Genomic DNA, 24,098 nt, shown 5'->3' on the forward strand with positions numbered 1-24,098 from the left:
ATCGAGTCCTCGTGCGCCCCTCACATGGACTGAACCGATGATCACCCGCCCCGAAAAATCCGCGTCGCCCCGCGTCGATCAACCCAACGCTCCCGAGCGGGTTTTCGACGCCGTCCTGAACAAAGCCAAAATCCTTGCCAGCACCGGGCCGGGCGACAAAACCGTCAAGCCCGAGGACTACAAGGAAGTCACCGCCCTCCCGGCCAAACTCGACATCGACAAGCTCAAGGTCATTTCCGAAGACAAGGACGCCGGGGTGATCTACTTCGAACAGGACGGCGCCAAATACAAGATCAGCGCCGAGGGTGCGGCCAACGCCCAGGACGGCTTCGACGTATTGAAGAACCTGCGCTTCGGCCATGCCGTAGCCCCGGTCAACCAGGGCGGGCCCGACGAAGGTACCCCGCTGTACACCTTCCTCCAGACCCTGGCCGAAACCCAGGGCACCCCGGCCGGCAAGGCCATCGTCGAAAGCCTGAAGAACCCCGACCAGCAACTGCTGCGCGAAGACGGCGACGGCGTGCGCCTGGCCAACATCAAATCCGTGGGCAAGGCTGAAGACGGCATCCTCAAGGTCAGCCTTGAAAACGGCAAGACTCTGGTCATTTCCGAATTGCTCACGCCCCAGGCGTTCAGCACCTACACCCAGGCCGGGGTGACCAAGGAAGCCCTCAATGACGGCAAATCCAAAGGTTATGAAGAAGTCACCAGCCTGCCGGGCGACCTCGATTTCAGCCAGTTGAAAGTGGTGTCCGAAGACAGCAGCGCCGGAGTGATCCTGTTCGAACACCAGGGCCACAAGTACGCGATCAGCAAGTCCGAAGCCGACCTGCCGCAGCCCGGCGCCGACCTCAGCAACCCCAACCCCAACGCGGGCGGCACCTTCTACAACTTCCTCCACGCCGTGCACGCCAGCGAAGGCTCGCAGGCCTTCGACTACATCAAGAACGCCCAGTCCCTGCCCGGCCAGGAACTGCTGCGCAAGGACGAGGCCAGCCTGAAGCTGGGCGACATCAGCAAGGTCGACGCGCCCATGGACGGCATCCTGGTGGTCAACCAGGCCGACGGCAAACTGCTGGTGGTGTCCAAGGACATCACCCCCGAAGCCTTCGCCGCCTACACCAGCAAGGGCCAAACCCTGGCCGGCATCGAAAAGGCCAAGGGCGACGGCTACACCCTCGCCGCCCCGGACGCTTACCTGGCCTCCACCGAAGACATCATGAGCGTCGGCGGCGCCGGTGATTATGGCCCGGGCCTGATCGCCTTCACCCAGCACAAGCCGGGGGGCAGCGAAGAGAAAATCGTGGTGTCGGAAGACAGCAATCCACAGATGTTCGAGCAGATTTCCAGCTACCGCAGCGACATCGCCGCGCAAACCACCGACGTCGACAAGCTGCGCACCGACAACGGCCTGCCGCCCCTCAAGGACGTCTCCGTCGACAACCTGACCACCACCGAGAAAGATGACAGCGGCAACCCGCTGTCGGTGCAGGACCTGTCGATGAAAACCCTGGTGGACAGCTACCGCGCCGGGGTCAAGGACGGCAGCATCGGCAAGGACGACCCGCGCGCCAAGTTCCTGCGGGCGGTGGAAGCCAGGAGCATGGCCGACAACGGCATGTCGATCATTCCCGAGCACGGCTTCGGCAACCAGGGCATCGCCACCACGCCCATCGACGTGACCTCGCGGGACGTACGCGACAACATCTTCGACACCAAGGCCATCGACCAGACCATCAACGACCTGCTCGGCGACTCGACCATCCAGCACGACATCAAGGCCAACCACGACGCAGCCCTGGGCAAGGTCGACGGCGGCCAGGCGAAGGTCGATGAGACCAGGCAGCGCCTGATCGACAGCACCTCCTCGGAGAACTTCACCCAGTACATCAAGTCCCTGCAGGACAGCGGCAAGACCGAACTGGCCACCCAGGAAATCCAGACCGCCTACACCGCCCTGGCCGATATCGACCCGGCCAAGGCCGACAACTTCCTGCAAAACCTGCAGATCGACGGCTACACCGATGCCGTTGAAAAGCTGATGGACGATCCCACCAAGATCTCCGACGACAACACCGCCCTGGCCACCACCGACAACACCATGGCAATCCTGTCGATGCTCAAGGGCAGTGCCGACGGCCTGCCGCGCCAGGCGCTGGGGGTGTATTCGAAGTTCGTCGACCAACTGCTCAAGGACAAAAACGCCGCCGCCGATTTCGGCAAGGCGATGATTTCCCTCGGCGACACCTGGCAGAAAAACGGCGTGATCAGCTTCAGCGACATCGACAAGGCCGTGAGCAAGGAGATCATGCCGGGCCTCAGCGAAGAGAACCGCAGTTCGTTCGTGAAGAACCTCAACTTCCTCAAGGACAACGGCGTACTCGGCTCAGTGGGCGGCGCGATCGGCATGGGCCGTATCGTCTACCAACTCGCCGGACAAGGCGGCAAGCTGGCGGATACGCCGATGAAACGCCTGGGCATCGCCAACGACTTCCTTGGCTTCCTTGGCACCGGCTCGCACTTCGCCACGCTGGGCTTGAAGGTCTACGACAAGTTGCGCGGCACCAACGCCTACAAGCTGATGGGCTTCGACCGTTCCCTGCCCGACCTGTGGGCCAAGCCTGGCGAGGGGTACCACGCGCTGCCCAAGGACGCCGAGGCGGTGCAGAAAAAGTACTTCGAGATCGTCGACCAGGCCATGGACGACGGCAAGGACGTGGGCAAGGCCCTCAACAGCGGCGGCTGGAGCGACGAAGGTGCGGCGAAGATCCAGGAAGGCATTGAAAAAGGCATTGCCAGCCGCGGCGGCGTGGCCGGGGCCGGTTTTGGCGCGAAGTTCGCCAGCAGCGCGATCAAGGTGATCGGCATGGCCACCGACGTGGCAGGCGGCGTGATCAGTGTGGTGCAGGCGGCGTTTACCTTGCGTGATGGTGTGCGCGAGAAAGACCCGGTGAAAATCGCCTCGGGCTCACTGTCGATGGCCGGTGGTGTCAGCAGCCTGGTGGGCGCGGCCGGCGGCGTGCTGGGCACGCTGGGGGTGACCGGGCGGATCATTCCGTTCCTGGGACCGGTGGGTTTCTTGATCTCCGGCGCGTTGTCGTTTGTCGGGGCGATCTTGAGCACGGTGCAGTCCCACAAGCTGCACAAGATCTCGATGCAGAACTGGGACCAGATCCAGGACTTCAAGCAGGACGGGCTGCTCAAGCCCAACGGGGATGAAGCATACGTGTGGTTGCAGACCTACCTCTCCGACTGGGGCCAGCGGGATGCGCCGCAGGACCAGAGCATTTTTGATTTCCGCAAGGAAGAGTGGGATGCGCGGTCGAGTATCCGCGGGGGCGACCATCGGCGGGACCACCCGGACTTTATCGGGGACGGGAATAACCGTAACTCAGAGGACTACAAGTACTCGCTGAAACCGTCGGAATGGACCAATGAGAACCACGACATTATCTGGCGGGTGGGGGATGGGTATGGGGGTGAGTACCATGATGTGGACAAGCCATAACTGAACTTCCTGACACCCGGCAGAACCCATGTGGGAGCGGGCTTGCTCGCGAAGGCGGTGTGTCAGTCAACATTTTCAGTGACTGACACACCGCCTTCGCGAGCAAGCCCGCTCCCACATTTTGATCGGTGTTCGGCTCAAGATCGTCAGATCAACCGCGCCGCCACCAACCAGTCCGCCACCGCCTGGAACGAAGCATCCGGCACCGGATCCCCCGGCACCGTCTTGCGCGCAATCGCTTCCGCCAAGCCCTTGTCCGGCGCTTGCGGTATCCCTAAATCAAACGCCTCCTGCAACATACCCAACGCTTCCTCCGGCGAAGCGCGGCACACCACCACCGGCACCGGCGTTTCACCACGCACATAACGCACGCCTATCACCCAGCCATCGGTGGTGCCGATCATCATCGACGCCCGGCCCAACCCCAGCTTGGTGGCCAGCGCCTGCATCTCCTGGCGCTGGCGTCGCCGTTCGCTCTTGATCAACGGGTCGCCGTCAATGTCCTTGCGCTCGCGCTTGGTCTCGCTGCGGGTCATTTTCATGTCGCGGCCGAACAGCCAGCGTTGCATCAACACATCCACCCCACCCACCAGGATGAAGGCCGCGAGTACGGTAAACACCAGCGGCTTGAGCACCAGGAAAAACGTCGACTCGATACACCCCGCGCCACACCGCGACGACTCCATCAACGCCTGCAACGCATGCCGCCCCACCACGTAGAACGCCACGGCCAGCACATGCACCTTGATCAGGCCCTTGATGAATTCCACAAAGTTGCGCAGGGCAAACAGCTTCTTGAAGCCTTCCGCCGGGTTGATACGCTTGAACTCCGGCTTGATCGGCTCCACGGAAAACACAAAGCCACGCATGGTGATGATATTGGTCAGGATCACCACCCCGGTGGTCACCGCCATCACCAGCAGGGTAATGCCGATCACCAGTTGCTCGGCATGGTCCAGCACCCGTGGCCAAACCGTGGCGAAGGGTTCGATGTAGATCTGCGCAGTCAGGTCGATCAGCGCCGTGACCTGGGCCTGGGCCCGGGGCGCGAGGATGGAAATGCACAGGGTGCAGAACAGGATGACCATGCCCGAGACCAGGTCCTGGCTCTTGGCGACCTGGCCTTTCTTTCGCGCGTCCTTGAGTTTTTTATCCGTGGCCGGCTGGGACTTCTCTTCGCTGGTATCGCCCATGCGCTACTCCATGCCCGCGAGGGTTTTCAGCAGCTCCACCGTGCCGCGAAATTCCGCCAACTGGTCCAGCATCAACGGAATCAGGAAGCCAATGTAGATCACCATCAGGATCGAGAAAAACAGGTTTTTCACCGGCAACGACAGGTCGAAAATATGCAGGTTCGGCGCCATCCGCGACAGGTACGCCAGCATCAAATCAGTGACCAGCAGCGAGATGATCAGCGGCGACACCATCAGCACCCCGACGCGCATGATCTGGTCGAGAATCGACAGCACCGCCAGCAACGCCGAGCTGGCAAACACCGGGGTAAACGCGGTCACCGGCCACAGCTGGTAGCTGTGGTAATAACCGTCGACCATCAGGATAAAACCGCCGGACATGAAGAACAGCGTGATCAACATCACCGTCAGCAAGGTCGACATCACACTCGACTCCCCGGTGGACAACGGGTCCACCAGTTGCGCCATGGTCGAACCGCGCTGCAGGTCGATCAACTCCCCCGCCACTTCCGCCGCCCAGAACGGAATGCCGAACAACAGGCCGATCAAGATGCCGATCAGGAATTCCTTGATCAGCAACCCGGCGATAAACAGGCTGCCGTGGTTGGGCATCGAGGTCATGGCGTCGAACACCGGCATGAACATCGGGATCGAAATCGCCACGGCCACGCAGCCGCGAATCATCCCGGTGAGCCCGAGGCGGTTGAACGCCGGGGTGATCACCACCACGCCCATGGCCCGGCAGGCCGCCAGCGAGGCCGAGCTGATCACCGGGTAGGCGACTTCGAGAAACTGTGCGGTAAGGCTGGCATCCATGGGCGGTCAGCGCGTCCACAAGGGGAAGTTGTCCAGCACCTGGCTGCCGAGTTCCGCCACTTGCCCGGCGAGCACCGGGCCGAGGAACACGATAGTCAACAACACCGCCACCAGCTTCACCACCTGGGGCAGGGTCTGGTCCTGGATCTGGGTCAGCGCCTGGAACAGGCCCACGCTCAAACCCACGATGATCGCCACCCCCAGCGCAGGCGCGGAGAGCATCAGCACGGTCATCAGTGCCTGTTTCATCAATGACAGGAAAACGTCCTGGCCCATGGGTCTTGCCTCAGCCGTAACTCAGAATCAAACCGTGCATCAGGCGCGACCAGCCGCTCAATGACACGAACAGGAAGATTTTCAGTGGGATCGAGATCAGGTTCGGCGAGACCATCGACATGCCCATCGCCATCAGCACGTTGGACACCAGCAAATCCACCACCAGGAACGGGATGTACAGCAGGAACCCGATCTCGAAGGCCCGGGTCAGCTCCGAACTGACAAACGCCGGGATCAGCACCACGAGGTCGTCATCCCGCAGGTCGGCACGGGCTTCCGGCGACCAGATGGTCTCGGTGGCCTGCACAAAAAAGCCGCGCTCGGACTCGTTGGCAAACCGTGCCAGGTGCGCCTGTAGCGGCGGGCGCAGGGCGTCGCCGAGGTCCTTGAGTTGCTCGACGTGCTCGATATTCAGGTCGCGGCCCTCTACCTGGCGGTACATGTCGCCAATCAACGGCGTGGTGACGTACACCGAGAGAATCAGCGCGATGCCGTACAGCACCAGGTTCGGCGGCGTCTGCTGCACGCCCAGGGCGTTGCGGATCAGGAACAGCACCACCGAGATTTTCATGAAGCCGGTGAGGGTCACCACCGCCAACGGGATCAACCCGATGGTGGCAACCACCAGGATGATCTCGATCAGGTTCGGCTGATAACCGGTCATGGGGTGGCGAAACTCAGCAGGCGCACGCCCAGGCCGTCACCGATTTTCACCAGTTGGCCCTGGCCGACGCGACGGCCGTTGACCATCAGGTCGACGCCATCCACGGTCGGCGTATTCAGTTGCAGCAGGCTGCCCGCCCCCAGTTCCCGCAGTTGCGCCAGGGTCAGTTCCAGGCTGCCGACCTGGCACACCAGCTTGAGGGGCAAATCGTCCAGGGCCGCGGCGGCATCGACGTCAGTCATTGTGTTCTCCATGTCCAAAAGGGGCGTGTTCAGAGGTTCCTGCACCTGCAGCGACGAGCCGTCGCGCTGGCAGCGGGCTTGCAGGCGGCCCTCAAGGTCCAGCAGCCAGCCGCTGCCGGATTCGAGCATCAGCACATCGCCGGGCTGCAGGCTGCGCAGCTCGCCGAGGCTCAACCATTGCCGCCCGGCCACTACTGACAGCGTGTGGCGCAACGCCGGCAACGGGTCGGCGTCGATCTGGCCGTGCTGCTCCAGCAACTGGCCCACCAGCACTGCAGCGCTTTCACTCAAGTCCAGTTGGGCGGCCATTGGCGGGTTGTTGCCGAAGGTCAATGTCAGTGCCAGATGCACTGCATAAGGCCGCAGGTCGTCACTGGTTTCGAGCAGTTGCACGGGGTGGCCGAGCAACGGTTCGAGGCGCTCGATCAGGTCCAGCACGGCCAGTTCCAGCAGCAGCGAACGCGGTAATGCCGGCAGCACTTGCGCGTCGAACTGCAACGACAGCGGCACCAGTACTTGTTCCAGGGCGGCAGCCGAGAGTCGCAAGCGCACCGGTGACTGGCCGAGCAACAGCAACACATCCCGGGGTGTTTTCAGCGGCTGGGGATCGGCGGCCCAGGCGACGCTCAGATCCTGCCCGGCGCAGCGGCCCTGCCACGCATGCCGCCGGCGGTGCAATTGGTTATGCAGCGTGAGCAGCGCCGGGTCGTAGTGCTCAAGCCAGGGCGCCAACGGGTCGGCAAGGGCCACGATCATGTGCCGAGTCCTTGTTCTTCACGCAGCTCGCCGGCCACCCGTTCGCTGCTTTCACGCCCGTCCAGCAGGCTTTGCCAGGCATCGGACTGGCGCTGGCGGCTCAGGCGCTCCTGGCGAAACAGCTCACGCTCGCGCTCCTGGGTTTGCAGGGTACTGGACACGTGGCTGACGTCGCCTTCAAGCACCTGCTCATCGTCGGCCAAGCCCCGCAGGCGATCCTGGGCGGCCTGCCAACTGGCCACCGACAGGCCTTCGGTCAGCGAGGCGTAAATCTCGCCGGCTTCATGGGCAACGGCCTCACGGTGCAGGCGCAGTTGTTCCTTGGCGTCGGTCAAGGCGCCGTGGGTTTGCGCGCAGCGTTGCTGTTGCGCCGCCAACTGGCTCGCCGCCCGCTGTTCGCGCAGCACCCGCAGGGTTTGCAGGGTGCGCAGTTGTTCAGTCTTCATCGGTTCTTTTCTCCATCGTCATACCAACAGCGCACTCACTGAGTGCATGAAGATCGAATGTGGGAGCTGTCGAGCCCCGGCGAGGCTGCGATAGCGGTGGGTCAGGCAACATTGATGTTGGCTGTGCTGACGCCATCGCAGCCTCGCTGAAGCTCGACAGCTCCCACACTGGAGCTTGCTGCGCTTTCGGGCTCATGCCAGCACCTGGCGCATGCGGATCAAGGTCTGTTCGGGGCTGCTGGGTTCGTCGGCGTTCTGGCGCAGGAAGGCTTCGATTGCCCCATGGCGGGTGATCGCTTCGTCGGCCAGGGGGTCGCTGCCGGCGGAGTACTCGCCGACGCGGATCAGCATTTCGATCTCGCCGTAGCGCGCCATCAATTCACGGATGCGCATCGCCAGGCGCTTGTGTTCGTCACCGGCGACCTGCTCCATCAAGCGGCTGCGGCTGCGCAGCACGTCCACCGCCGGGAAATAGTTGCGCTGCGCCAGTTCGGCGCTGAGGGCGATATGCCCGTCGAGGATCGAACGCGCTTCCTCCGCCACCGGATCGCTGGCGGCGTCGCCTTCGGTGAGCACGGTGTACAGCGCGGTGATGCTGCCGGCAGGGCCCGGGCCGGCGCGCTCGAGCAACTTGGGCAAGGTGGCAAAAAACGACGGCGGATAACCGCGGCGGGTCGGCGGTTCACCCACGGCCAGGCCGATTTCGCGCTGGGCGCGGGCGAACCGCGTGAGGCTGTCCATCAACAGCAGTACATTGCGGCCCTGGTCGCGGTGGTACTCGGCCAGGGTGGTGGCGACAAATGCCGCGCGCACCCGCTCGGCGGCCGGGCGGTCGGAGGTGGCGACGACAGCAACGGTGCGTGCGCGGGCCGTGGCGTCCAGTTGCACGTCCAGCAGTTCGCGCACTTCCCTGCCCCGCTCGCCGATCAAACCGATGACAATCACATCGGCCTCGCTGTTGCGGATGATGCTCGCCAACAAGGAGGATTTGCCCACACCGGGCTCGCCGAAGATGCCCATGCGCTGGCCCTGGGCAAGGGTCAGCAAGCCGTCGATGGAGCGGATGCCCAACGCCATGGAGCGCACGATCAATTGCCGGGAGAACGGGGCCGGTGGCTCGGCATGCAAGGGGTAGGTCTGCAGGTTCAGGGTTGGCGGTACACCGTCACCGTCGAGAAACTCGCCCATGGGGCTGATCACTCGCCCCAATTGCGCATCGCCCACGGCCACACCCAGGCTTTCGCCGGTGGCAGTGATTTGCGTGCGGGTCGACAGGCCTTCCATGGAACCGATGGGCGACAGGATCGCTTCGTCGCCATCAAAACCGATCACTTCGGCGCTGAGGCTGCGACCACTGACCGGGTCGCGCAGGTGGCATAGCTCACCGATGCTCGCGCCCGCCACGCTGGCCCGCAGCAACACCCCGCGAATGCTCAGCACCGTGCCCTGCATCGGACGCAAGCGGGCCTGGGACAGCCGCTCGGTCAGGCGCGGCAGCAGTTGATCGAGGTTCATGCAACGCCCTCTTCGGCAAAGGGCAACAGGCTGCGGCGCAGGCTTTGCAGTTGCGCCTCCAGCCCCAGCTCAACCGAACCCGCCGGGCTGCTCAGGCGGGCCTGGCCGGCGCCCAGTTGCGCATCGGCCTCCACGGCGATGCCGTCCTTGAGCAACTGTGGGCGCAGGGCATTCACTTCGGCGGGCGGCACCCACAACGTCAAGGCCTGGCCCTGGCGAAACGCGCTCAGGGCCTGGCGTGTACAACGCACCACGCGGTCGGTGTCATCCAGTTCGCCGAGTACTTCACGCACGATGCCCAGGGCCAGGTCCGCCAGCGACGCCTCAAGCCCGGCCAGGTAATGCTGGACCTGGGCCTGGGTTGCCAGCAGCAACTGTGCAACCTGTTCGGCACCTTCGCGGCGCGCACTTTCAAAACCCTCGGCGCGGGCGGTGTGCAGCCATTGGTCGCTGTCGGCCTTGATCTGCTCGGCGTGCGCCCTGGCGGCTCGCACAAAGGCAAAGCCATCGGTCCATAACGCCGCTTCATCGGCGCGCAAAATCCGCGCGGCCGGACGGCTGGGTAATTCACTCATGGGCAAGCTCCTCGGCGAGTAACCGGGCGGCGACGGTCTGGACGATCTCCAGGTCGCGGGGCAAGCGCCCGCTGTAGCCCTTGGGTGCGACAAACCGCAGGGGCAGCCAGCCTTGCAACTCGGCAGGCTGGGCTTGCAGCCAGGCGGCGACACAGGTGAGGCCATCGCGGTCGATGGCGTCGATCAACTCGGCGGGCTCGCGCAGCAGGTCGGCCGCGCCGCCCAACTGCCGGTGCGCGAGGGCCAGGGCAAAGGCTTCCTGGCCAAGGCCCTCGCGCAATTCATTGACCACTTCGCGGCGGATCTCCCGGCTCAGGGTCGAGCCATGCCAGATCGCACCACACAGCCTGGGCAGACGCGCAAATTGCGCCGGGCTCAGCAGCAGCACCGGCAAATCAGCGGCGGGCGGCGTGACCAGATGCGCCAGCGGCGCCAGCTGATAATGGCTGGCCAGCAGTTGCTCCAGCCGCGAGCGAAAACGCGGCTGCCCATGCAGGGCTTGCAGCACCTCGACCGGCAGGCCTTCGCCAAAACACTCGCCAAGGCTTTGCTCGCGCACAAACTGCAACGGCTGGGCGATCAGCCCCTGCCAACGCTCAACCAGGCTCATTCACCCTCCTTGAGCACATACAACGCCTGGGCCTGGCGCCGCGCCCATTGCTGGCGGGCCAACACACCACCCGCGCCGAGGGCGAGCAGCAGCAAGCCACCGAACAGCAACCGCGCCTGGTTGAGGTTGTCTTCCAACAGCCACAGGCCCATGAAACGCGCGAGTCGCGGTTGCGCCGGGTTCTGGCTGATGGACACCGCGGCCTTGATCGCGGTCACCGACACACCGTCATAGCTCAGGCCGGAAATGCCGTTGGCCACCAGGGTCTTGATCTGCGGAATCAGCGTGTTGATGTCGGTGCCCGGGTCGTAGCGCACCAGCACCGAGGCCGACGACGGCGAAATCACCCGCTTGAGCAGGTCATTGTCCGGCAGCACCACGTGCACCCGCGCCGAGACGATGCCGTCGATCTGCGACACCGAGTGGGACAGTTCTTCGCTCAAGGCATAGATCATCTGCGCCCGCTCCTGCACCGGCGACGACACCAGGCCATTGCCCTTGAACACCTCGCCCATGTTGGAAAAGCTCTGCTGCGGCAGGCCGGCGTTGTCCAGCAGCGTCATGGCCTCGGCGAAGCGCTGTTCGTCGACCACCACTTTCAACTGGCCGTTGTCCTGCACCTTGCGCGTCGCCGGGATGCCGTCGCGCAGCAGCACCGCGACCATGGCGTTGGCGTCGCGCTCGCTGAGGTTGGTGTAGAGGTCCATGTCGCAGGCCTGCAAGAGGCTGGCGAGCACGCCGATCAGCAGCAGGCGCAGGGCACGATTCGGGCTTGGCATGGCGTTATTGACCCTTGAGCAGCGTGTTGGCGGAACCGGAAATCTGCGTCGCACCGCGCACCACCATCTGGGTTTCGATGGAGTAGTCGAACATCTTGCCCAGTGAATGGACGATCTGGTCGACCTGCTGCTCGGCAACTTTCTTGCCCGGTTCTGCGGTGGGCGAGGCACCCGAGGTGCGGATATCCGCAGCGGCCACTTGCGGCGGCGCCGAGGGGTTATTGGTGAGCAAATCGGCGCGCTCGGAAAAGGTCCGGGAGCGGTCGATAAAACTGTTCAAGCGCTCCATCAGCCCCGAGCCGATCTGATGGGGGCTGGCGCCCTCGGGCATGCCCTTGGCCGTATTGGCCATGTGCTCGAACAGATTCTGCGAGGCCCCGGCGGGCCCCGCGCCGGCGGACGGCGGCAAGGCCGTGGCGCTGGCAGCGAGACTGATGGTCATGGGTGCGCCCTACTCTTCGTCGTCATCGGACATGGCGTCATTCAGCATTTCCTGGGCCTTGGGCATGATGATGAATTGGCCGCCGATGGTGACTGCCTGAGTGATCAGGGCATCGGTGAATTCGGCGTCGGTCATCTCCGGTTTATCGGCGCTCTTGGCGTTGTCCACCGCGGCGTTGAACTTGGCTTCAGGGCTGGCGCCACCGGGGGCGAGGTTGCTGTCTACGGCGGTTACGGACATGGTCATGCTCCTTTACTGGGGTTGGGGTGAATCAAGGGGTTTCAGTGCTCACCTGGGCGCCGCGAAACACCCGCACGCCGTGCTCGCGCGCCACAATAGGCGCGGCGGCCTTGGGCTGCAGGTGATCCACATGCTGCTGGACCAGCGCCAGGTACGGCGGCGGCCCGGAGACGAAGACTTCATCGCCCTCGGGGCCGTTACGCATCGACAACTGCTGGCCGAACACATCGAGGTTGTTCAGATAGGCCTGCAACTGATCCAGGTTCAGGGAGTTGGCCTTGAACAGCCTGGTGGTGATTTCATCGCTGGCATTGAGGTACAGCAGGTTGCCGTCGAAATACCAGGTCAGGCCATTGGTGCTGCACAGCGTCTGCAAAAACTCCCCGGCGGTGGCTGCACGCACGGTGCTGCGGGCCTTGCCGCGGACCTTGTCGGAGAGCACCAGCGGGATATCGAGGTTGTGGCCGAACTCTTCGAGGGCGGCGCGCACGTCCTGGTCCACCAGCACATAGGCGTAGGGTTTGGCGAACCATTCGGGCTCTTCGTCGGCGTGGGCGATCGAGGCACCCAACAGCACCGACAGACATAGGAGCGCCATGGAAAATATGCTTACATGACGTCCGCCTTCGCCCAACGAGTTGTGACGATGACCAAACACTTTTTGCTTGCCGGCAGCCTGTTGCTGGCTGCCTGTTCCAATACTGCGCCGAGCGATTCCGACCGCTCGCTGAAGCTGGCCGACGACCTGAACAAACGCGGCGACTACGCCAGCGCGGCGGCGCTGTACGAACGTGCGGCCCAGCAACCGGGCGCAAGCATCGACTTGTGGCTCAAACTCGGCCAGGCACGGCTCGACGGCAACGACGCGGTCGGTGCCGAGCGCGCCTTCCAACAGGCCCTCGGCCTTCAAGCCCACAACGCCGACGCCCTGCTGGGACTGGGCACCGCGCAACTGCGCCTTGGCAAAAGCCAACGCGCCGTGACCGCCCTGGGCCAGGCCGCCGAGGCCAGCCAGTCGCCGGTCGCCTACACCCGACTGGGCATTGCCCAGGTGTTGAACGGCCAGGCCGTCGCGGCACAAACCGCGTTCGCCAAAAGCCTGAGCCTGCAACCCGACGACCTCGACAGCCGCTGCAACCTGGCCCTGGCCTACGCCCTTGGCGGCCAGGCGCAGCAGGCCTTGGACACCATCGCCCCCGTCACCCAATCGCCCCGCGCGTTGCCACGGCATCAGCGTAATGAGTTGTTGGTGCTGGTGTTGGCGGGTTACGAACAACGGGTGGCCAGCTTGCCGCTGGACGATATTCCGGCGGCTGAGCGCGCACGCCTGATCACGGAAGCCAACCGCATCAAAGCCATCAGCGATCCGATTGCGCAAGCGCGTGAGTTGGGGTTGGTGGACACGCACTAAATCCAACTGCTTTTGATCTTGCTGTTGCCCTGCTTTTGACGTTGCTTTTGATCTATCAGGCCCCGTTAAACCACGCTGGCCGAACGCAGGCTTTGGAGCGTGGGTAACCCGGCAGGACGCCGGGTTAGCCGCGCTGGGCCAGGGATGGCCCATCGCGGCGGCCCACGCTCCAAAGCCGGAGTGAGGGCACACCGAGCCTGAGCGAGGTGCCGAGTGGTGGGGCAAAGACCTTTTGGTTACTTTTGGGGCGTTTGCCAAAAGTGACCCGCTGTAAGAGCGGAACCCTAAGTGGCCGTTACCGCAGGAATGGATATGTACGCGGTAAGCTTCAAGATCCCGGTCGCCTACCAGTCCGCTTTCGCGAGCAAGCCCGCTCCCACATTTGGATGGTGGTGTTACAGATGGATCTGCTGGGTCTGGAATACCGCTATCGCAGGCAAGCCAGCTCCCACAGAGGACATGTGAACGCAGGTTCATTGCTCCGCTCCCGGAGCGCCCGCCTTGGCCTCTTGCTGAGCCTGACGCCGCTGCAACTGCTCCCGATCAAACCCCTCGATATACACCTGCGCCGCCCGCCCAACCGGCGCCGCCATCGCTGGCCCGGTGGCCCGCCCCTGATTCAAATCCTGGCGCTGCTCCACCATCTGCATCAAATTCAAATTGTTGGCACAGCCCAGCGGCAAGGTCGCCTTGAAATCCTCGTCCAGTCCAATCTCGTCCTTGGCCGGCGGCTGCTGGCACTGGCTTGGTACCCCGTCCGCCTGATACTGCGGCGAGTAATACACCGGCGGCAGATGCGTCTTGCAGCCCACCACCAACAGGGGCAAACACATCAACAAACGCGAAACTTTCATGCCATGCCCCCTCATCAATTCATGTAGAAACCAAACGCCCCACCACTGCGCGGCCCCGCCGCTGCGGCGGTCGCAGGCTGTGCATCCAGCGGCGTGGCCAGGGTGCGACTGCGCACCGGCTCCACCAGGTACGGCGTAATCAAAATCACCAATTCGGTTTCATTGCGCTGAAAACGCTTGGAGCGAAACAGGTTGCCCAGGATCGGCAAGTCCCCCAGCAACGGCAGCTTCTCGATGTCCTGGCTGCTCTCACGCTGGAACAAACCGGCAATCGCAAACGTCTGCCCGCTGCCCACTTCCACCCGCGTATCGGCGCGGCGCACGCTGAACGACGGCACATGGAAATTGCCAAAATCCACCGTGCCGCCACTCACCACACTGCTGACCTCCGGGCGCACTTGCAGGGCGATCCGGCCGTTGGGCAACAGCGTCGGGTTGAACAGCAGCGACACGCCGAACGACTTGTATTCGATCCCCACCAGGTCCCGATTCACCGGCACCGGGATCGCCACTTCGCCGCCCGCCAGGAAGCTCGCGGTTTGCCCGGTCATGGCGGTGATGTTCGGCTCGGCCAGGATTTGCAGGATCCCGTTGGCCTGCAACGCGTCGAGCATGCCGTCGATATTGGTATTGCCCGAGCCGCTGCCCGCCGCCGCCAGGCCACCGGCGGTGGCGGCTGCCAGCGGTCCGCCGGTGATCAGGCCAAAGGAGAACGTGCCGTTGCTGAACATGGCGTTCCAGTTAACCCCGTAATGCAGCAGTTCCGAGCGGGACACTTCAGCAAAGCGCACACGCAAGTTGACCTGGGCTGCACCGGCGTACTCAGTGGTGTTGACCGCGCTCTGGAAGCCCTGGCCCTGTGGGTTGAGCAAGGCATTCAAATCCGTCGCTTCTCCAACCGAACGCACCGTGCCCTTGGCGATCAATCGGTTACCGGCACCGCTGATCTGCGCGCCATTGCCGGGATGCAATTCCTGCATCGGCGCGGTCACTGCCTGGGTCGCGCTGCTGACCGCCAGGCTCAGGCTGGCAAGCTGTTTGCCGTCGCTGCCAAGGGCAATCAGGCTGGTATTGCCCGGCGCCTTGCCGAAGATATAGATCACCCCGGGCGACACCACTTGCAGGTCGGCAATCCCCGGCTCGGCCACCAGTACCGACTCCACCGGGGCCACAAAATGCAGGATCCGGCCTTCACCGGAGGCCAGGTTGATAGACCCCTGGGCACCGTTGGCGATGTCCTGGGCACTGCAGAAAAACGAGGTCAACGTCAGCAACAGCAGACAAAAACGGATCATGAGGCAGACGCCAGGGAAGTGACGGAAGCCGCGGCAGGTGCACGGCGGTTGGAGATATCGGTAAGGCTGATGGTCACCAGCGCTTGCAGGTTGTATTCGGTGGCCAGTTCGCGAAACGACAACACCGCCAGCTCCAGTTCACCGCGCAGCACCAGGCGCCGCAGGCTGCGGCGCAGTTCCGGGTGCACCAGCAATACCGCACTGTTGGCTTCAGTGGTTTTGTCGCAGGCCTGGCGCAGTTGGGCGAGCAACGCGCGGTTGACTTCCTCGGGGATCACTTCACGGCTGGGCTCCTGGCGACGCAGGGATGCACGCAACTGGTCTTCCAATCCCGGCGCCAGCACCAGGGCGCCAATCACCCGATTGCGGTCGGCGTACTGATGGCTGATCTGCCGCGCCAACCCTGCACGCAGGTGTTCGGCCAGGCGGCCGGCATCGGTTTCCCGGGCGCCCCACTCCACCATGGCTTCGAGCAAGGCCCGCTGATTGCGGATCGACACGCCCTCTCCCACCAGCAGGCGCAGGGTCTCGGCCACCCGCTGCAACGGCACCAGGCGCAGGGCTTCCTTGACCAGTTCGCCGTAGGTGGCTTCGGTGCGTTCGAGCAGCAGGCGGGTTTCCTGGATGCCGAGGAAGTCCGCGGCATAGCGGCGCAGGCTGCGTTCCAGCACGCCACGCAAGACTTCGTCCGGCAGCAGGAAACCGATGCCGGCGCTGCGCAGTGCGTCTTCGTGCTGACGCTCGATCCAGTGCGCGGCACGACCGTTGAGGGGCGAATCGGCTTGCAGGGTGGCGATGTCCAGCAACTGCACATGCACCGGATCGTCCTGCAACAGCAGGCAGTTGATCGGCATCTCGCCTTCGCTGACGGGTACGCCTTCCAGTGACACGCGGTAGCTGCCCGGCGTGGCCTTGGCGTCCATGTGAATGCCCGGCACCGGCATATCGACGCCGAGGTCGCTGCGAATGTCGTGACACAGCGCTTCGATGCGTTGGCTCAGTAGCTGGCGCGGGGCGCTGAGGGCCAACACACTGCCGAGGGTCAGCAATACCCGAGTGTCGGGGGCCACGCCATAATCCTGCTCGGCCTGCACTTCAACCACCGGTTCCAGGGTCTCGACCAGCGCTTCAGGCTCTACCTGGTTTTCACGGGTATGACGACGGTACATCACGAAGGCCGCACCACCGAACACCAGCGACAACCCGAGGAACACCCAGGTCGGAAAGCCCGGTATCACGCTGACGCCGACCATGATCAGTGCGGTCAAACCGAGGGCGCGGTAGCTGGCACCCAACTGCTTGAGAATCTCGCTGCCGAGGTCACCCGCTTCGCCGTCGCTGTTGACCCGCGTGACCACGGTGCCCGCCGCTACCGAGATAAGCAGCGCCGGGATCTGTGCGATCAAACCGTCGCCCACGGTCAGCAGCGAATAGGTGTGCACCGCCGCGCCGAAGGCCATGTCGCGCTCGATCATGCCGATCAGCATGCCACCCAGCAGGTTGACCGCGAGGATCACCAACCCGGCAATCGCATCGCCCTTGACGAACTTCATCGCCCCGTCCATCGCGCCGAACATCTGGCTCTCGCGCTCCAGGCGTGAGCGCCGGCGGCGGGCTTCGGCCTGGTCGATATCGCCGTTGCGCAGGTCGTTGTCGATGCTCATCTGTTTGCCGGGCATCGCATCCAGGGTGAAGCGCGCCGCCACTTCCGCGACCCGCTCGGCGCCCTTGGTGATCACCACGAACTGCGCCACGGTGATGATCAGGAACACCACCATGCCCACCACCACCTGGCCGGCAATCACGAAGTCACCGAAGGCCTTGACGATATGGCCGGCGTCGCCGTGCAGCAGAATCAAGCGGGTGGTGGTGATCGAAAGCGACAGGCGAAACAAGGTGCTGAGCAGGATCAGCGGCGGCAGCGCGGAGAATTCCACCGAGTGGCCGATGTAGAACGCCACGATCAGGATCAGGATGCTCAGGGCGATGTTCAAGCCGATCAGCATGTCCACCAGGTAGGTAGGCAGCGGGATGATCATCATCACGATCGCCATCAGCATGAACGCGACGATGATCACGTCGGTACGCTGGGCGGCCATGCGCGCGATGCCGTTCAGGCGATTGAGCAGGTTCATGGCGCGGCTCTCCGTGCAGCGAGGTAGCGTTTGAAGCACTGGCGCGCTTCGTCCTTGCGTTCGCCGTACCACAGCGCCCGGGCACGCAGCAGCAACAGGCTGGCAGACTCACCCTCCAGCGCGACCAGCCGATCCAGGGCCGCGAGTGCGCGGGTGAAGTCGCCGCTGTCGGTGAACGCCAGCACCAGCGAGCGCAGCAGCAGGCCATCGTCGGGCGCGACACTCACGGCAATCAGCAACATCACCAGCGCGCGCTGGGACTGGCCGTTGCGCCGGTACAGCTCGCCAATGCCCTTGAGCAATTGCACCGCGTCGTCGTTGTCCCGGGGCATCAGGCCTGGACCTCCGAGCGTTGTTGTTCGAGGGTGCGGCGCATCTCGATTTCCTCGCTGATCAGGTCATGGGCCAGCGCCTTGATCTGCGGCTCGGCGTCGAGGTTCGGCAACAGGTGCTGCATCACGTGTTCCAGCAGTTCCAGGGAACGTGCGCTGCCGAACAGCAGCGAGTCGACGCCAGCGGCGCTGGTGAGTTCTTCCAGGTCACTGCGCAGGGAGCGGCGGGACTGGACCTTGCGGGTTTTCAGCAACGCTTCGAAAGCCGTGGCCTGGCGCGAGTTGACCGGGCGGATCGCCTCGACCGGCGCGCTGCGCACGTCACTGGGAATCAACGGACGGGGTTCGACTTTCATCCCGGGGCCTTAGCTGAAAAAAGCAGCGTCATAGGGTGAAGGTGAAGCGTTCTTCGCCACGGGCGAGGATCACCTGGTTGTTCTCGATGCGCTCCAGTACCCAGTTGTCCGCCAGGGCCGCGCCGGGGTACAGGCGCTTGCCGCTGTCATTGATCACGTAGGGGTTGGCGCCGAACCACACGGCTTGAAAGCGCACCCGTGGCCGGGCCGCATCTGCACGCACGGCGACCCGCGGGTTGAGCACGATCTGCTGGCCGTAACGCTGGTCGAAGGCTTGTTGCAGGGCGACCCATTGAGGCTTTTGCGCGCGCTCAAAGGAGCCGACGGCGTTGAGTTGGCCATCGATGTCGTTGACCTTCACGGCGTCCAGGTGGGCGGCCTGCAATTGCCCTTCGAACCAGGCCTTGGCCTCGGCACGGGAAGGCTTGGCTGCGGTTGTTTCGGCAACCGGCATTACGGTTTGCGCTTGCGGTGGATCATTGCGAAATGCCAGGGCGCCAGCGCACACAAAGAGCAACGCGGTGGCGATGATCCAAGGCGTTAACGTGCGTGTCGTCGCAGGGATTTTTTCAGGGCTGCCCGGCAGCGCCAGGCTCACACCCGCCGTGCCGATACGCAGTTGCAGCGGCAGCCGCGCGCGATGGCCGCTGCCTTGGGGAATACGGATATCGCCGGCAGTGCCGGTGATCAGTACATCGCCGCCGAGGGCCTCGACCGCCACCTGGGCCCCTTCAAAACGCAGGCGCAGGTGCAACTCGGCAATCCCGGGATCGCTGAGCTGGAGGTCGGCCGCCAGGGCGGCGCCAAGGGTGTAGACCGGCTGGTCGAGCATCAGGGAACTGCCCTGGTGCAAACCGTGGGTCACAAGCAGGGTCGGCGCGCCGTTCGCGGCGGGCAGGCCCAGGGAAATCAAGGCTGTCATGGTTGGGTTTGCCCCCTTGAGAATCACAGGCCGCAACGACGCCTGTGCCGATCAACAACGGTGCAACGGGGTAAGGCAGGTATACGGGCAGCGCCGGCGCTGCCCGCATGGCGAATCAGTTCTGCGGACGCTGTTTGGTGGCGTCGAGCTCTGCTTTTTTCGCGGTGCTGATCTCGGTGATCTTGGCCGACTTCTCGATGGCCATGTTGAAAGTTGCTTCCATCTTCGCGATAGCGTCGTCGGCGCCGCCTGCACTTACTGGTGGAGTAGTAGCCATGTTCAATCTCCTTGCATCGATAGGGAAGTTAAGCCGCATGCAAACCGAAACAAACTCCCAGCGTCAGACAGTGAGTTGGCCATGCAGCCGTCGGTTTGCATGGGAACCATACTACTCACGAACAAAACGCCTTCGCTGTGAAAGCTTGTGAAACGTTCATGGCAGGTGCTGTGAAAAATCCGGCTCAACGTGCCGTTGAGAAAATCTCATCGCCGCGCGGGCGTGGAACTTTTGTTAAAAAACCAATACACGACGAGACCCAATGTTTACGGGGGCACAACCTGAAAAACGAACCCACTCGAACAATTTACGAGCCCGTTACCCCTGGGTAAAAACGTTGATCACTCAACAATTCCAGAAAATAAATCCGACAACTTCACACTTTTAACTAATAGCCATTTGCCCAACTTTGCAGATATTTCCATTTGTAACAAAACCGACTTGATCATCGCGTTTGATAGCTCGGCGCGGGTTAACCCAATAACACTTCGCAACTTTCGCCCGCCCCAGTTAGTGCACTTGCACTAAATATCGACTGATATAAAACAACTTCCAGGTGATCTATGACTGCGATCCCGAATGGCCTTGACCCTGCCGACAACAAAGGCCCGGATGGCTCCCGGAGCACGTTCGAAAAAGCCCTGTTCACCGCCGTCGACAAGCCGGTATTCGACCCCTCGAAAATCCGCGGGCCGTCCATTCCGCTGCCGTACCAGAACGTGCAGGCACCGGTGAACAACAGCATCACCTACACCCCGCTGGGCAGCGACAAACCGGTGACCCTCAAGCAGATCGACAACCCCAGGCTGTTTGAGCAATTGGTCAACCAGTACAACGCACAGCAAAGCGACGCGACCCTTGAGAAGAATCTGGCCGACAGCAAAGGCGCCGGCTACAAGGAGGCAGACGCCAGCACCGTGGCGCCTGGCCTGGGCAACTACAAGGCGATCGGCAGTACCACCGAATTGGGCCCGGGACTGATCCGCTACGAGACCAGTGCCGGCGACAAAATCGTGGTCAGCCAGAAGGAAACACCCGCGCTGTTCGCCCAGGTCAGCGGCGACTCGGCCAAGCTCTTTGCGATCAATGCCAGCCAGGCCGAGGGCTACCGCCTGGCCGGCCCCATGGAAACCATGGACCCGGCAGCGAATATCGGCCCGCCCGAAGAAGTCGGCCCGGGCCTGATTCGCTATACCACGGCGTCGGGCGACAAGGTGATCGTGTCCCAGGACATCACCCCCGCGCTGTACGACCAGGTGGCCAAACTGTATGCCGGCAGCACCGGCGCGGCGGGCGCCTCGGACACGTCCTGGATCGACACCTCATCGTTTGGCGTGTCGGGTGCCAAGGACTGGGACACCATCACCGGCAACACCAGCGGCACGCCGACCAAGGAAGAACTCGACCTGAACCGGCCCAAGGCGGCCGCGCAATTGCTCTCGCAAAACTGGGACGCCTGGGGCCTGCATGGCGCGCCGATCGACTTCGCCAACCCACCCACGACACTCCCCCCCGAGGCTCAGGCCGTACTCAAGTACGTGGCCAGCAGCCCGAGCCTGATGGCCGCGCTGGATACCGGCGGGCGTGGCAAGGCCGACAATGTGATCACCCATTCCGATGTCGACCATTTCATCGACAACGCCGGCAAGGACCTCGGCGCCGCGTCGAAATCCTATGGCAGTTTCCTCGGCAGCAAACCCGGTGACCTGGCCAAGGCGAATGCCAAGTCGGCGGCAATCCTGATGGCCAACGAGAGCCTGGCCGCTGGCGCAGGTCCGGCGATGCGCCCCGGTGACGCCAACCAGCGCAGCAACGACGGCATGCTGCGCAGCGACAACCTGCAAGCCTTGGGCAGCGATTCGGCCCTGAGCACCGAGCTGACCGGCGCAGCGGCCATGTGGTCCAGACCCGGGATGTTCCACGCACTGGAAACCGGCGGCGACAACCCCGCCACCGGCAAGTCGGACGGCATCGGCACCCGCGACAACATCGGCGCCTGGCTCGAAAAACAGGCACCGAAAACCGACAGCGACACCCTGACCTTCCTCGACGGTGCCGCCACTCGTGATGCCGTCGCCGGCGTCGACACCTCGGGCCTGACCGCCGACATCCTGGCCAACCCGCAGAACTACAGCGGCGAACAGAAAGCCGCGGTGCTGGTGCAGTTGACCGATGCACAAACCCGCCTGCTGGTCAGCGACTACGTGCCCCACGCCGGGTTGATGGACAAGTACACCTCGCCCCACTACGGCCTGAACCCCAACGAAGACAAAATCAAGGCACAGCTGCAAAGCGGCATCGAAACCCTCTCGGCCGACCCGGACGTGCAAGGCTTCCTGCAAAACAATCGCGGCCCGGCACTGGCCGACATCGTCGACAGCAACCCGGCGATTAAAGTCGCGATGCAGAACTACTACACCGACGACATCGAGACCGGCAAAAACCTCACCGACAATCTCAACGCCAAGGACCAGAACGGCAAGCAGATCGACATGGGCATGGGCCTGCAAAACGCGGCCAACGATACGACCATCGCCAACCTGGCACTGGGGGGCAACGGCCATGTGGACCTGACCGGCATCGCCGACAAGGCCGGGCAAAGCGACAACATCCAGCAGTACTACAAAAACCAACTGGTGACCGGCAAGGCCTTTACCGACGCGGTGGCCGGCGGCATGGACCCCACCGTGGCGGCCAGCAGCTTCGCCGCCAGCACCGCCTCGGCCCAGGCCTTCCTCGGCGACAAGGCCTCGGCGGATGACGCCGCCACCTTGCAGGTGAATTTCAACGAAGCCCTTGGCGACGCCCTGCTCGGCGGCGCCACCACCGACACCCTGAACATCACCCTGGGGGACGGCAAGGGCAACTTCGACGAAGCCAAGGTCACTGCCGCGATCAACGACGCCCAGCAAAAAGATCCAGAGATGTTCGTCACCTCGGATGGCGGCAAGATCGACCCGGCGCAAGTGGTGTCGATGCTGCGTTCGGTATGGGACATCGGACGCCAGGGCAACAAGATCGCCGACGCACTGCCCAAGGCCATCGAAGGCATGAAGTTCGGCGACGTCAGCCCGGCATTCAAGCAAGGCCTGTTGCACATCGGCAGCGCAGTACTGATGAGCGGCGTGCTGATGGCCCGTTCGGCCAGCGGCAGCAACACGCCGGTGGCGGACGCGAACCGGGTATCCGCCGGGCTGCAATTTGCCGGGCTGTTGATGGAAGGCGGCACCAAATACGCCAAGGAAGCGGGTTACGGCATCACCTGGGTCAACCGCCCGGATGGCGGCACCATTGGTGACTTCCCCGGCAAGGTACCGGTGGGCAAAGGCCCGTTGAGCCCGCAGCAAATCGCCAACCTCGGCGCGGCCGGCAAGATCATCGGTTCGGCGGGCGGGATTATCGGCGGTGTGATCGGGGTGATTGGCGGTGTCGACTCGTTGAAAAAAGGCGACTACCTGAGCGGCAGTTTCTCGGTTGCCACCGGCGTGCTGGGTACGGGTGCGGCGGTGGCCGGGTTGGTGGAAGCCGGGGCCGGGTTGTACGGGGCCACGGAAATCGGCGCGGTGGCCGGGACCATCAGCGGGATCCTCGGCGGGGCTACGGCGATCCTTGGCGGGATCGGCAGCGCGTTCCTGCCCTTCGCCCTGGCTGATGCCCATGGCAAGGCGCAGGACGCGTTCTATGGCCAGCTTGCGCCGGTGCTCAAGCAATACGGCTTGACTGGCGGGCCTACGGAGCCGGGTGATTATCCTGAAGACCCGATCCCGGCGATCAACACCTGACCTTCCCTTGCAGCCTTGCGCGAAGGGAGCCGCGCGAGGTTGTGTTTTTGAACATGCACAAAGGTTAATCACATGACGTATTCACACCGCGGCCACCTTGAAGACAGCGCTATTGAAATCCACTTTGGCCCTTATCAACTGCTGCCCCGACGTCATCTGCTGCTGAAAAACGGTGAGCCGGTGAGCCTGGGCAGTCGGGCCCTGACCTTGCTGATTGCCCTCGCTTCGCGGCCTGGTGAGCTGTTGGAGAAGACCCAATTGCTGGACATCGCCTGGCCACGGTTGGTGGTGGAAGAGTGCAACCTGCGGGCGCAGATCAAGGCGATCCGCCGGGCGTTGGGGGATGATGATTCGGTGTATATCGCGACGGCGACGGGCCAGGGGTATCGGTTTGTTGCGCCGACCTGGGTGGAGCGTGGGGAGCAGAAAAAGCCGGTGGTGTTGGGGGTTTATAGTTGTCGGCGTTGTTTGGGGGGTGAGGTGAAGCCGGTGCTCGGCGTGCGGCAGGAGAGGCTTAACAGTTGAGGGGGGGATTTGGATCGGGGGCATATCCATTATTTGGGTGATGGCTTATATCGGTTCCGCTCTTACAGCGGCTCACTTTTGAACAGCGCAAAAGTAAGCAAAACGCTCTTGCCCCACCACTCGGCACCTCGCTTAGGCTCGGTGTGC

General features: G+C 63.4%; 24 protein-coding genes. 4 read left to right on the forward strand and 20 right to left on the reverse strand.

The window, feature by feature from the left end; all coding sequences use genetic code 11:
• The first annotated feature begins 37 nt into the window (after positions 1-37).
• Positions 38-3,508: a hypothetical protein gene (locus ACIOMR_RS23905; protein WP_134326969.1), complete on the forward strand. Its 3,471-nt coding sequence runs from the start codon at positions 38-40 to the stop codon at positions 3,506-3,508.
• Between the two features lie 146 nt (positions 3,509-3,654).
• Here ACIOMR_RS23905 and ACIOMR_RS23910 read toward each other — a convergent pair whose 3' ends face one another.
• From ACIOMR_RS23910 to ACIOMR_RS23970, 13 genes are all read right to left on the reverse strand, one after another.
• Positions 3,655-4,701, reverse strand: a complete 1,047-nt coding sequence (locus ACIOMR_RS23910; RefSeq protein WP_401196741.1) for an EscU/YscU/HrcU family type III secretion system export apparatus switch protein — start codon at positions 4,699-4,701, stop codon at positions 3,655-3,657.
• Positions 4,702-4,704: 3 nt separating this feature from the next.
• Positions 4,705-5,517 carry a type III secretion system export apparatus subunit SctT gene (sctT, locus tag ACIOMR_RS23915; protein WP_003208312.1) on the reverse strand — a complete coding sequence of 271 codons (813 nt, stop codon included), beginning with the start codon at positions 5,515-5,517 and terminating at the stop codon, positions 4,705-4,707.
• Positions 5,518-5,523: 6 nt separating this feature from the next.
• Positions 5,524-5,793 carry a type III secretion system export apparatus subunit SctS gene (sctS, locus tag ACIOMR_RS23920; RefSeq protein WP_003208314.1) on the reverse strand — a complete coding sequence of 90 codons (270 nt, stop codon included), beginning with the start codon at positions 5,791-5,793 and terminating at the stop codon, positions 5,524-5,526.
• Between the two features lie 10 nt (positions 5,794-5,803).
• The gene (gene sctR, locus ACIOMR_RS23925) at positions 5,804-6,457 is read right to left on the reverse strand and encodes a type III secretion system export apparatus subunit SctR (RefSeq protein ID WP_003208316.1); all 654 of its coding nucleotides are present in this window, start codon (positions 6,455-6,457) and stop codon (positions 5,804-5,806) included.
• Positions 6,454-7,455: a type III secretion system cytoplasmic ring protein SctQ gene (sctQ, locus tag ACIOMR_RS23930; protein WP_401196746.1), complete on the reverse strand. Its 1,002-nt coding sequence runs from the start codon at positions 7,453-7,455 to the stop codon at positions 6,454-6,456. Before sctQ ends, sctR begins: the two co-directional genes overlap by 4 nt.
• Positions 7,452-7,901 carry a hypothetical protein gene (locus ACIOMR_RS23935; RefSeq protein ID WP_003208319.1) on the reverse strand — a complete coding sequence of 150 codons (450 nt, stop codon included), beginning with the start codon at positions 7,899-7,901 and terminating at the stop codon, positions 7,452-7,454. The genes sctQ and ACIOMR_RS23935 overlap by 4 nt, the downstream gene beginning before the upstream one ends.
• A gap of 192 nt (positions 7,902-8,093) precedes the next feature.
• Complete coding sequence (locus ACIOMR_RS23940) at positions 8,094-9,416, reverse strand: FliI/YscN family ATPase (RefSeq protein ID WP_008433161.1); 1,323 nt, start codon at positions 9,414-9,416, stop codon at positions 8,094-8,096.
• The gene (locus ACIOMR_RS23945; RefSeq protein ID WP_401196750.1) at positions 9,413-9,991 is read right to left on the reverse strand and encodes a FliH/SctL family protein; all 579 of its coding nucleotides are present in this window, start codon (positions 9,989-9,991) and stop codon (positions 9,413-9,415) included. Before ACIOMR_RS23945 ends, ACIOMR_RS23940 begins: the two co-directional genes overlap by 4 nt.
• Positions 9,984-10,601, reverse strand: coding sequence for a hypothetical protein (locus tag ACIOMR_RS23950; protein WP_003208324.1), 618 nt, complete (start codon positions 10,599-10,601; stop codon positions 9,984-9,986). Before ACIOMR_RS23950 ends, ACIOMR_RS23945 begins: the two co-directional genes overlap by 8 nt.
• On the reverse strand, positions 10,598-11,380 hold the full coding sequence (gene sctJ, locus ACIOMR_RS23955; protein ID WP_003208326.1) for a type III secretion system inner membrane ring lipoprotein SctJ: 783 nt from the start codon (positions 11,378-11,380) through the stop codon (positions 10,598-10,600). The genes ACIOMR_RS23950 and sctJ overlap by 4 nt, the downstream gene beginning before the upstream one ends.
• Positions 11,381-11,384: 4 nt before the next feature.
• Entirely contained in the window at positions 11,385-11,822 is a 438-nt protein-coding gene (locus tag ACIOMR_RS23960; RefSeq protein ID WP_003208328.1) for a hypothetical protein, read from the reverse strand.
• 9 nt (positions 11,823-11,831) lie between these two features.
• Positions 11,832-12,062, reverse strand: a complete 231-nt coding sequence (locus ACIOMR_RS23965; protein ID WP_003208330.1) for a hypothetical protein — start codon at positions 12,060-12,062, stop codon at positions 11,832-11,834.
• 31 nt (positions 12,063-12,093) lie between these two features.
• On the reverse strand, positions 12,094-12,660 hold the full coding sequence (locus tag ACIOMR_RS23970; RefSeq protein ID WP_401196755.1) for a type III secretion protein: 567 nt from the start codon (positions 12,658-12,660) through the stop codon (positions 12,094-12,096).
• Between the two features lie 48 nt (positions 12,661-12,708).
• On the opposite strand from ACIOMR_RS23970, the gene ACIOMR_RS23975 reads away from it, so the two are divergent.
• Positions 12,709-13,473: a tetratricopeptide repeat protein gene (locus ACIOMR_RS23975; RefSeq protein WP_134326973.1), complete on the forward strand. Its 765-nt coding sequence runs from the start codon at positions 12,709-12,711 to the stop codon at positions 13,471-13,473.
• Between the two features lie 473 nt (positions 13,474-13,946).
• Here ACIOMR_RS23975 and ACIOMR_RS23980 read toward each other — a convergent pair whose 3' ends face one another.
• From ACIOMR_RS23980 to ACIOMR_RS24010, 7 genes are all read right to left on the reverse strand, one after another.
• Positions 13,947-14,327 (reverse strand): hypothetical protein, encoded by a 381-nt coding sequence (locus ACIOMR_RS23980; protein ID WP_401196758.1) that lies wholly within the window; start codon positions 14,325-14,327, stop codon positions 13,947-13,949.
• A gap of 14 nt (positions 14,328-14,341) precedes the next feature.
• A complete protein-coding gene (locus tag ACIOMR_RS23985) occupies positions 14,342-15,622 on the reverse strand; it encodes a type II and III secretion system protein family protein (protein ID WP_008433173.1) in 1,281 nt (426 codons plus the stop codon).
• Positions 15,619-17,757 (reverse strand): type III secretion system export apparatus subunit SctV, encoded by a 2,139-nt coding sequence (gene sctV, locus ACIOMR_RS23990; RefSeq protein WP_401196760.1) that lies wholly within the window; start codon positions 17,755-17,757, stop codon positions 15,619-15,621. The genes ACIOMR_RS23985 and sctV overlap by 4 nt, the downstream gene beginning before the upstream one ends.
• Positions 17,754-18,089 carry a lipopolysaccharide assembly protein LapB gene (locus tag ACIOMR_RS23995; RefSeq protein ID WP_003207267.1) on the reverse strand — a complete coding sequence of 112 codons (336 nt, stop codon included), beginning with the start codon at positions 18,087-18,089 and terminating at the stop codon, positions 17,754-17,756. The genes sctV and ACIOMR_RS23995 overlap by 4 nt, the downstream gene beginning before the upstream one ends.
• Positions 18,089-18,445: a hypothetical protein gene (locus ACIOMR_RS24000; RefSeq protein ID WP_003207269.1), complete on the reverse strand. Its 357-nt coding sequence runs from the start codon at positions 18,443-18,445 to the stop codon at positions 18,089-18,091. The genes ACIOMR_RS23995 and ACIOMR_RS24000 overlap by 1 nt, the downstream gene beginning before the upstream one ends.
• 28 nt (positions 18,446-18,473) lie before the next feature.
• Entirely contained in the window at positions 18,474-19,367 is an 894-nt protein-coding gene (locus ACIOMR_RS24005; RefSeq protein WP_102606208.1) for an FHA domain-containing protein, read from the reverse strand.
• A gap of 115 nt (positions 19,368-19,482) precedes the next feature.
• Positions 19,483-19,644: a hypothetical protein gene (locus ACIOMR_RS24010; protein ID WP_003207273.1), complete on the reverse strand. Its 162-nt coding sequence runs from the start codon at positions 19,642-19,644 to the stop codon at positions 19,483-19,485.
• A gap of 563 nt (positions 19,645-20,207) precedes the next feature.
• On the opposite strand from ACIOMR_RS24010, the gene ACIOMR_RS24015 reads away from it, so the two are divergent.
• Together ACIOMR_RS24015 and ACIOMR_RS24020 are read left to right on the forward strand one after the other, a co-directional pair.
• On the forward strand, positions 20,208-23,426 hold the full coding sequence (locus tag ACIOMR_RS24015) for a type III effector HrpK domain-containing protein (RefSeq protein WP_401196764.1): 3,219 nt from the start codon (positions 20,208-20,210) through the stop codon (positions 23,424-23,426).
• Positions 23,427-23,498: 72 nt separating this feature from the next.
• Complete coding sequence (locus tag ACIOMR_RS24020) at positions 23,499-23,951, forward strand: winged helix-turn-helix domain-containing protein (protein ID WP_102369497.1); 453 nt, start codon at positions 23,499-23,501, stop codon at positions 23,949-23,951.
• Positions 23,952-24,098: the final 147 nt, after the last annotated feature.

Origin of the sequence: Pseudomonas sp. NPDC087814 (genome assembly GCF_044742865.1) — a bacterium.
Classification (GTDB): Bacteria; Pseudomonadota; Gammaproteobacteria; order Pseudomonadales; family Pseudomonadaceae; genus Aquipseudomonas.

Coding starts and splice junctions, on each gene's coding strand:
- ACIOMR_RS23905 (WP_134326969.1), top strand. CDS start 38: ATGATCACCCGCCCCGAAAAATCCGCGTCGCCCCGCGTCGATCAACCC.
- ACIOMR_RS23910 (WP_401196741.1), bottom strand. CDS start 4,701: ATGGGCGATACCAGCGAAGAGAAGTCCCAGCCGGCCACGGATAAAAAA.
- sctT (WP_003208312.1), bottom strand. CDS start 5,517: ATGGATGCCAGCCTTACCGCACAGTTTCTCGAAGTCGCCTACCCGGTG.
- sctS (WP_003208314.1), bottom strand. CDS start 5,793: ATGGGCCAGGACGTTTTCCTGTCATTGATGAAACAGGCACTGATGACC.
- sctR (WP_003208316.1), bottom strand. CDS start 6,457: ATGACCGGTTATCAGCCGAACCTGATCGAGATCATCCTGGTGGTTGCC.
- sctQ (WP_401196746.1), bottom strand. CDS start 7,455: ATGATCGTGGCCCTTGCCGACCCGTTGGCGCCCTGGCTTGAGCACTAC.
- ACIOMR_RS23935 (WP_003208319.1), bottom strand. CDS start 7,901: ATGAAGACTGAACAACTGCGCACCCTGCAAACCCTGCGGGTGCTGCGC.
- ACIOMR_RS23940 (WP_008433161.1), bottom strand. CDS start 9,416: ATGAACCTCGATCAACTGCTGCCGCGCCTGACCGAGCGGCTGTCCCAG.
- ACIOMR_RS23945 (WP_401196750.1), bottom strand. CDS start 9,991: ATGAGTGAATTACCCAGCCGTCCGGCCGCGCGGATTTTGCGCGCCGAT.
- ACIOMR_RS23950 (WP_003208324.1), bottom strand. CDS start 10,601: ATGAGCCTGGTTGAGCGTTGGCAGGGGCTGATCGCCCAGCCGTTGCAG.
- sctJ (WP_003208326.1), bottom strand. CDS start 11,380: ATGCCAAGCCCGAATCGTGCCCTGCGCCTGCTGCTGATCGGCGTGCTC.
- ACIOMR_RS23960 (WP_003208328.1), bottom strand. CDS start 11,822: ATGACCATCAGTCTCGCTGCCAGCGCCACGGCCTTGCCGCCGTCCGCC.
- ACIOMR_RS23965 (WP_003208330.1), bottom strand. CDS start 12,062: ATGTCCGTAACCGCCGTAGACAGCAACCTCGCCCCCGGTGGCGCCAGC.
- ACIOMR_RS23970 (WP_401196755.1), bottom strand. CDS start 12,660: ATGGCGCTCCTATGTCTGTCGGTGCTGTTGGGTGCCTCGATCGCCCAC.
- ACIOMR_RS23975 (WP_134326973.1), top strand. CDS start 12,709: ATGACCAAACACTTTTTGCTTGCCGGCAGCCTGTTGCTGGCTGCCTGT.
- ACIOMR_RS23980 (WP_401196758.1), bottom strand. CDS start 14,327: ATGAAAGTTTCGCGTTTGTTGATGTGTTTGCCCCTGTTGGTGGTGGGC.
- ACIOMR_RS23985 (WP_008433173.1), bottom strand. CDS start 15,622: ATGATCCGTTTTTGTCTGCTGTTGCTGACGTTGACCTCGTTTTTCTGC.
- sctV (WP_401196760.1), bottom strand. CDS start 17,757: ATGAACCTGCTCAATCGCCTGAACGGCATCGCGCGCATGGCCGCCCAG.
- ACIOMR_RS23995 (WP_003207267.1), bottom strand. CDS start 18,089: ATGCCCCGGGACAACGACGACGCGGTGCAATTGCTCAAGGGCATTGGC.
- ACIOMR_RS24000 (WP_003207269.1), bottom strand. CDS start 18,445: ATGAAAGTCGAACCCCGTCCGTTGATTCCCAGTGACGTGCGCAGCGCG.
- ACIOMR_RS24005 (WP_102606208.1), bottom strand. CDS start 19,367: ATGACAGCCTTGATTTCCCTGGGCCTGCCCGCCGCGAACGGCGCGCCG.
- ACIOMR_RS24010 (WP_003207273.1), bottom strand. CDS start 19,644: ATGGCTACTACTCCACCAGTAAGTGCAGGCGGCGCCGACGACGCTATC.
- ACIOMR_RS24015 (WP_401196764.1), top strand. CDS start 20,208: ATGACTGCGATCCCGAATGGCCTTGACCCTGCCGACAACAAAGGCCCG.
- ACIOMR_RS24020 (WP_102369497.1), top strand. CDS start 23,499: ATGACGTATTCACACCGCGGCCACCTTGAAGACAGCGCTATTGAAATC.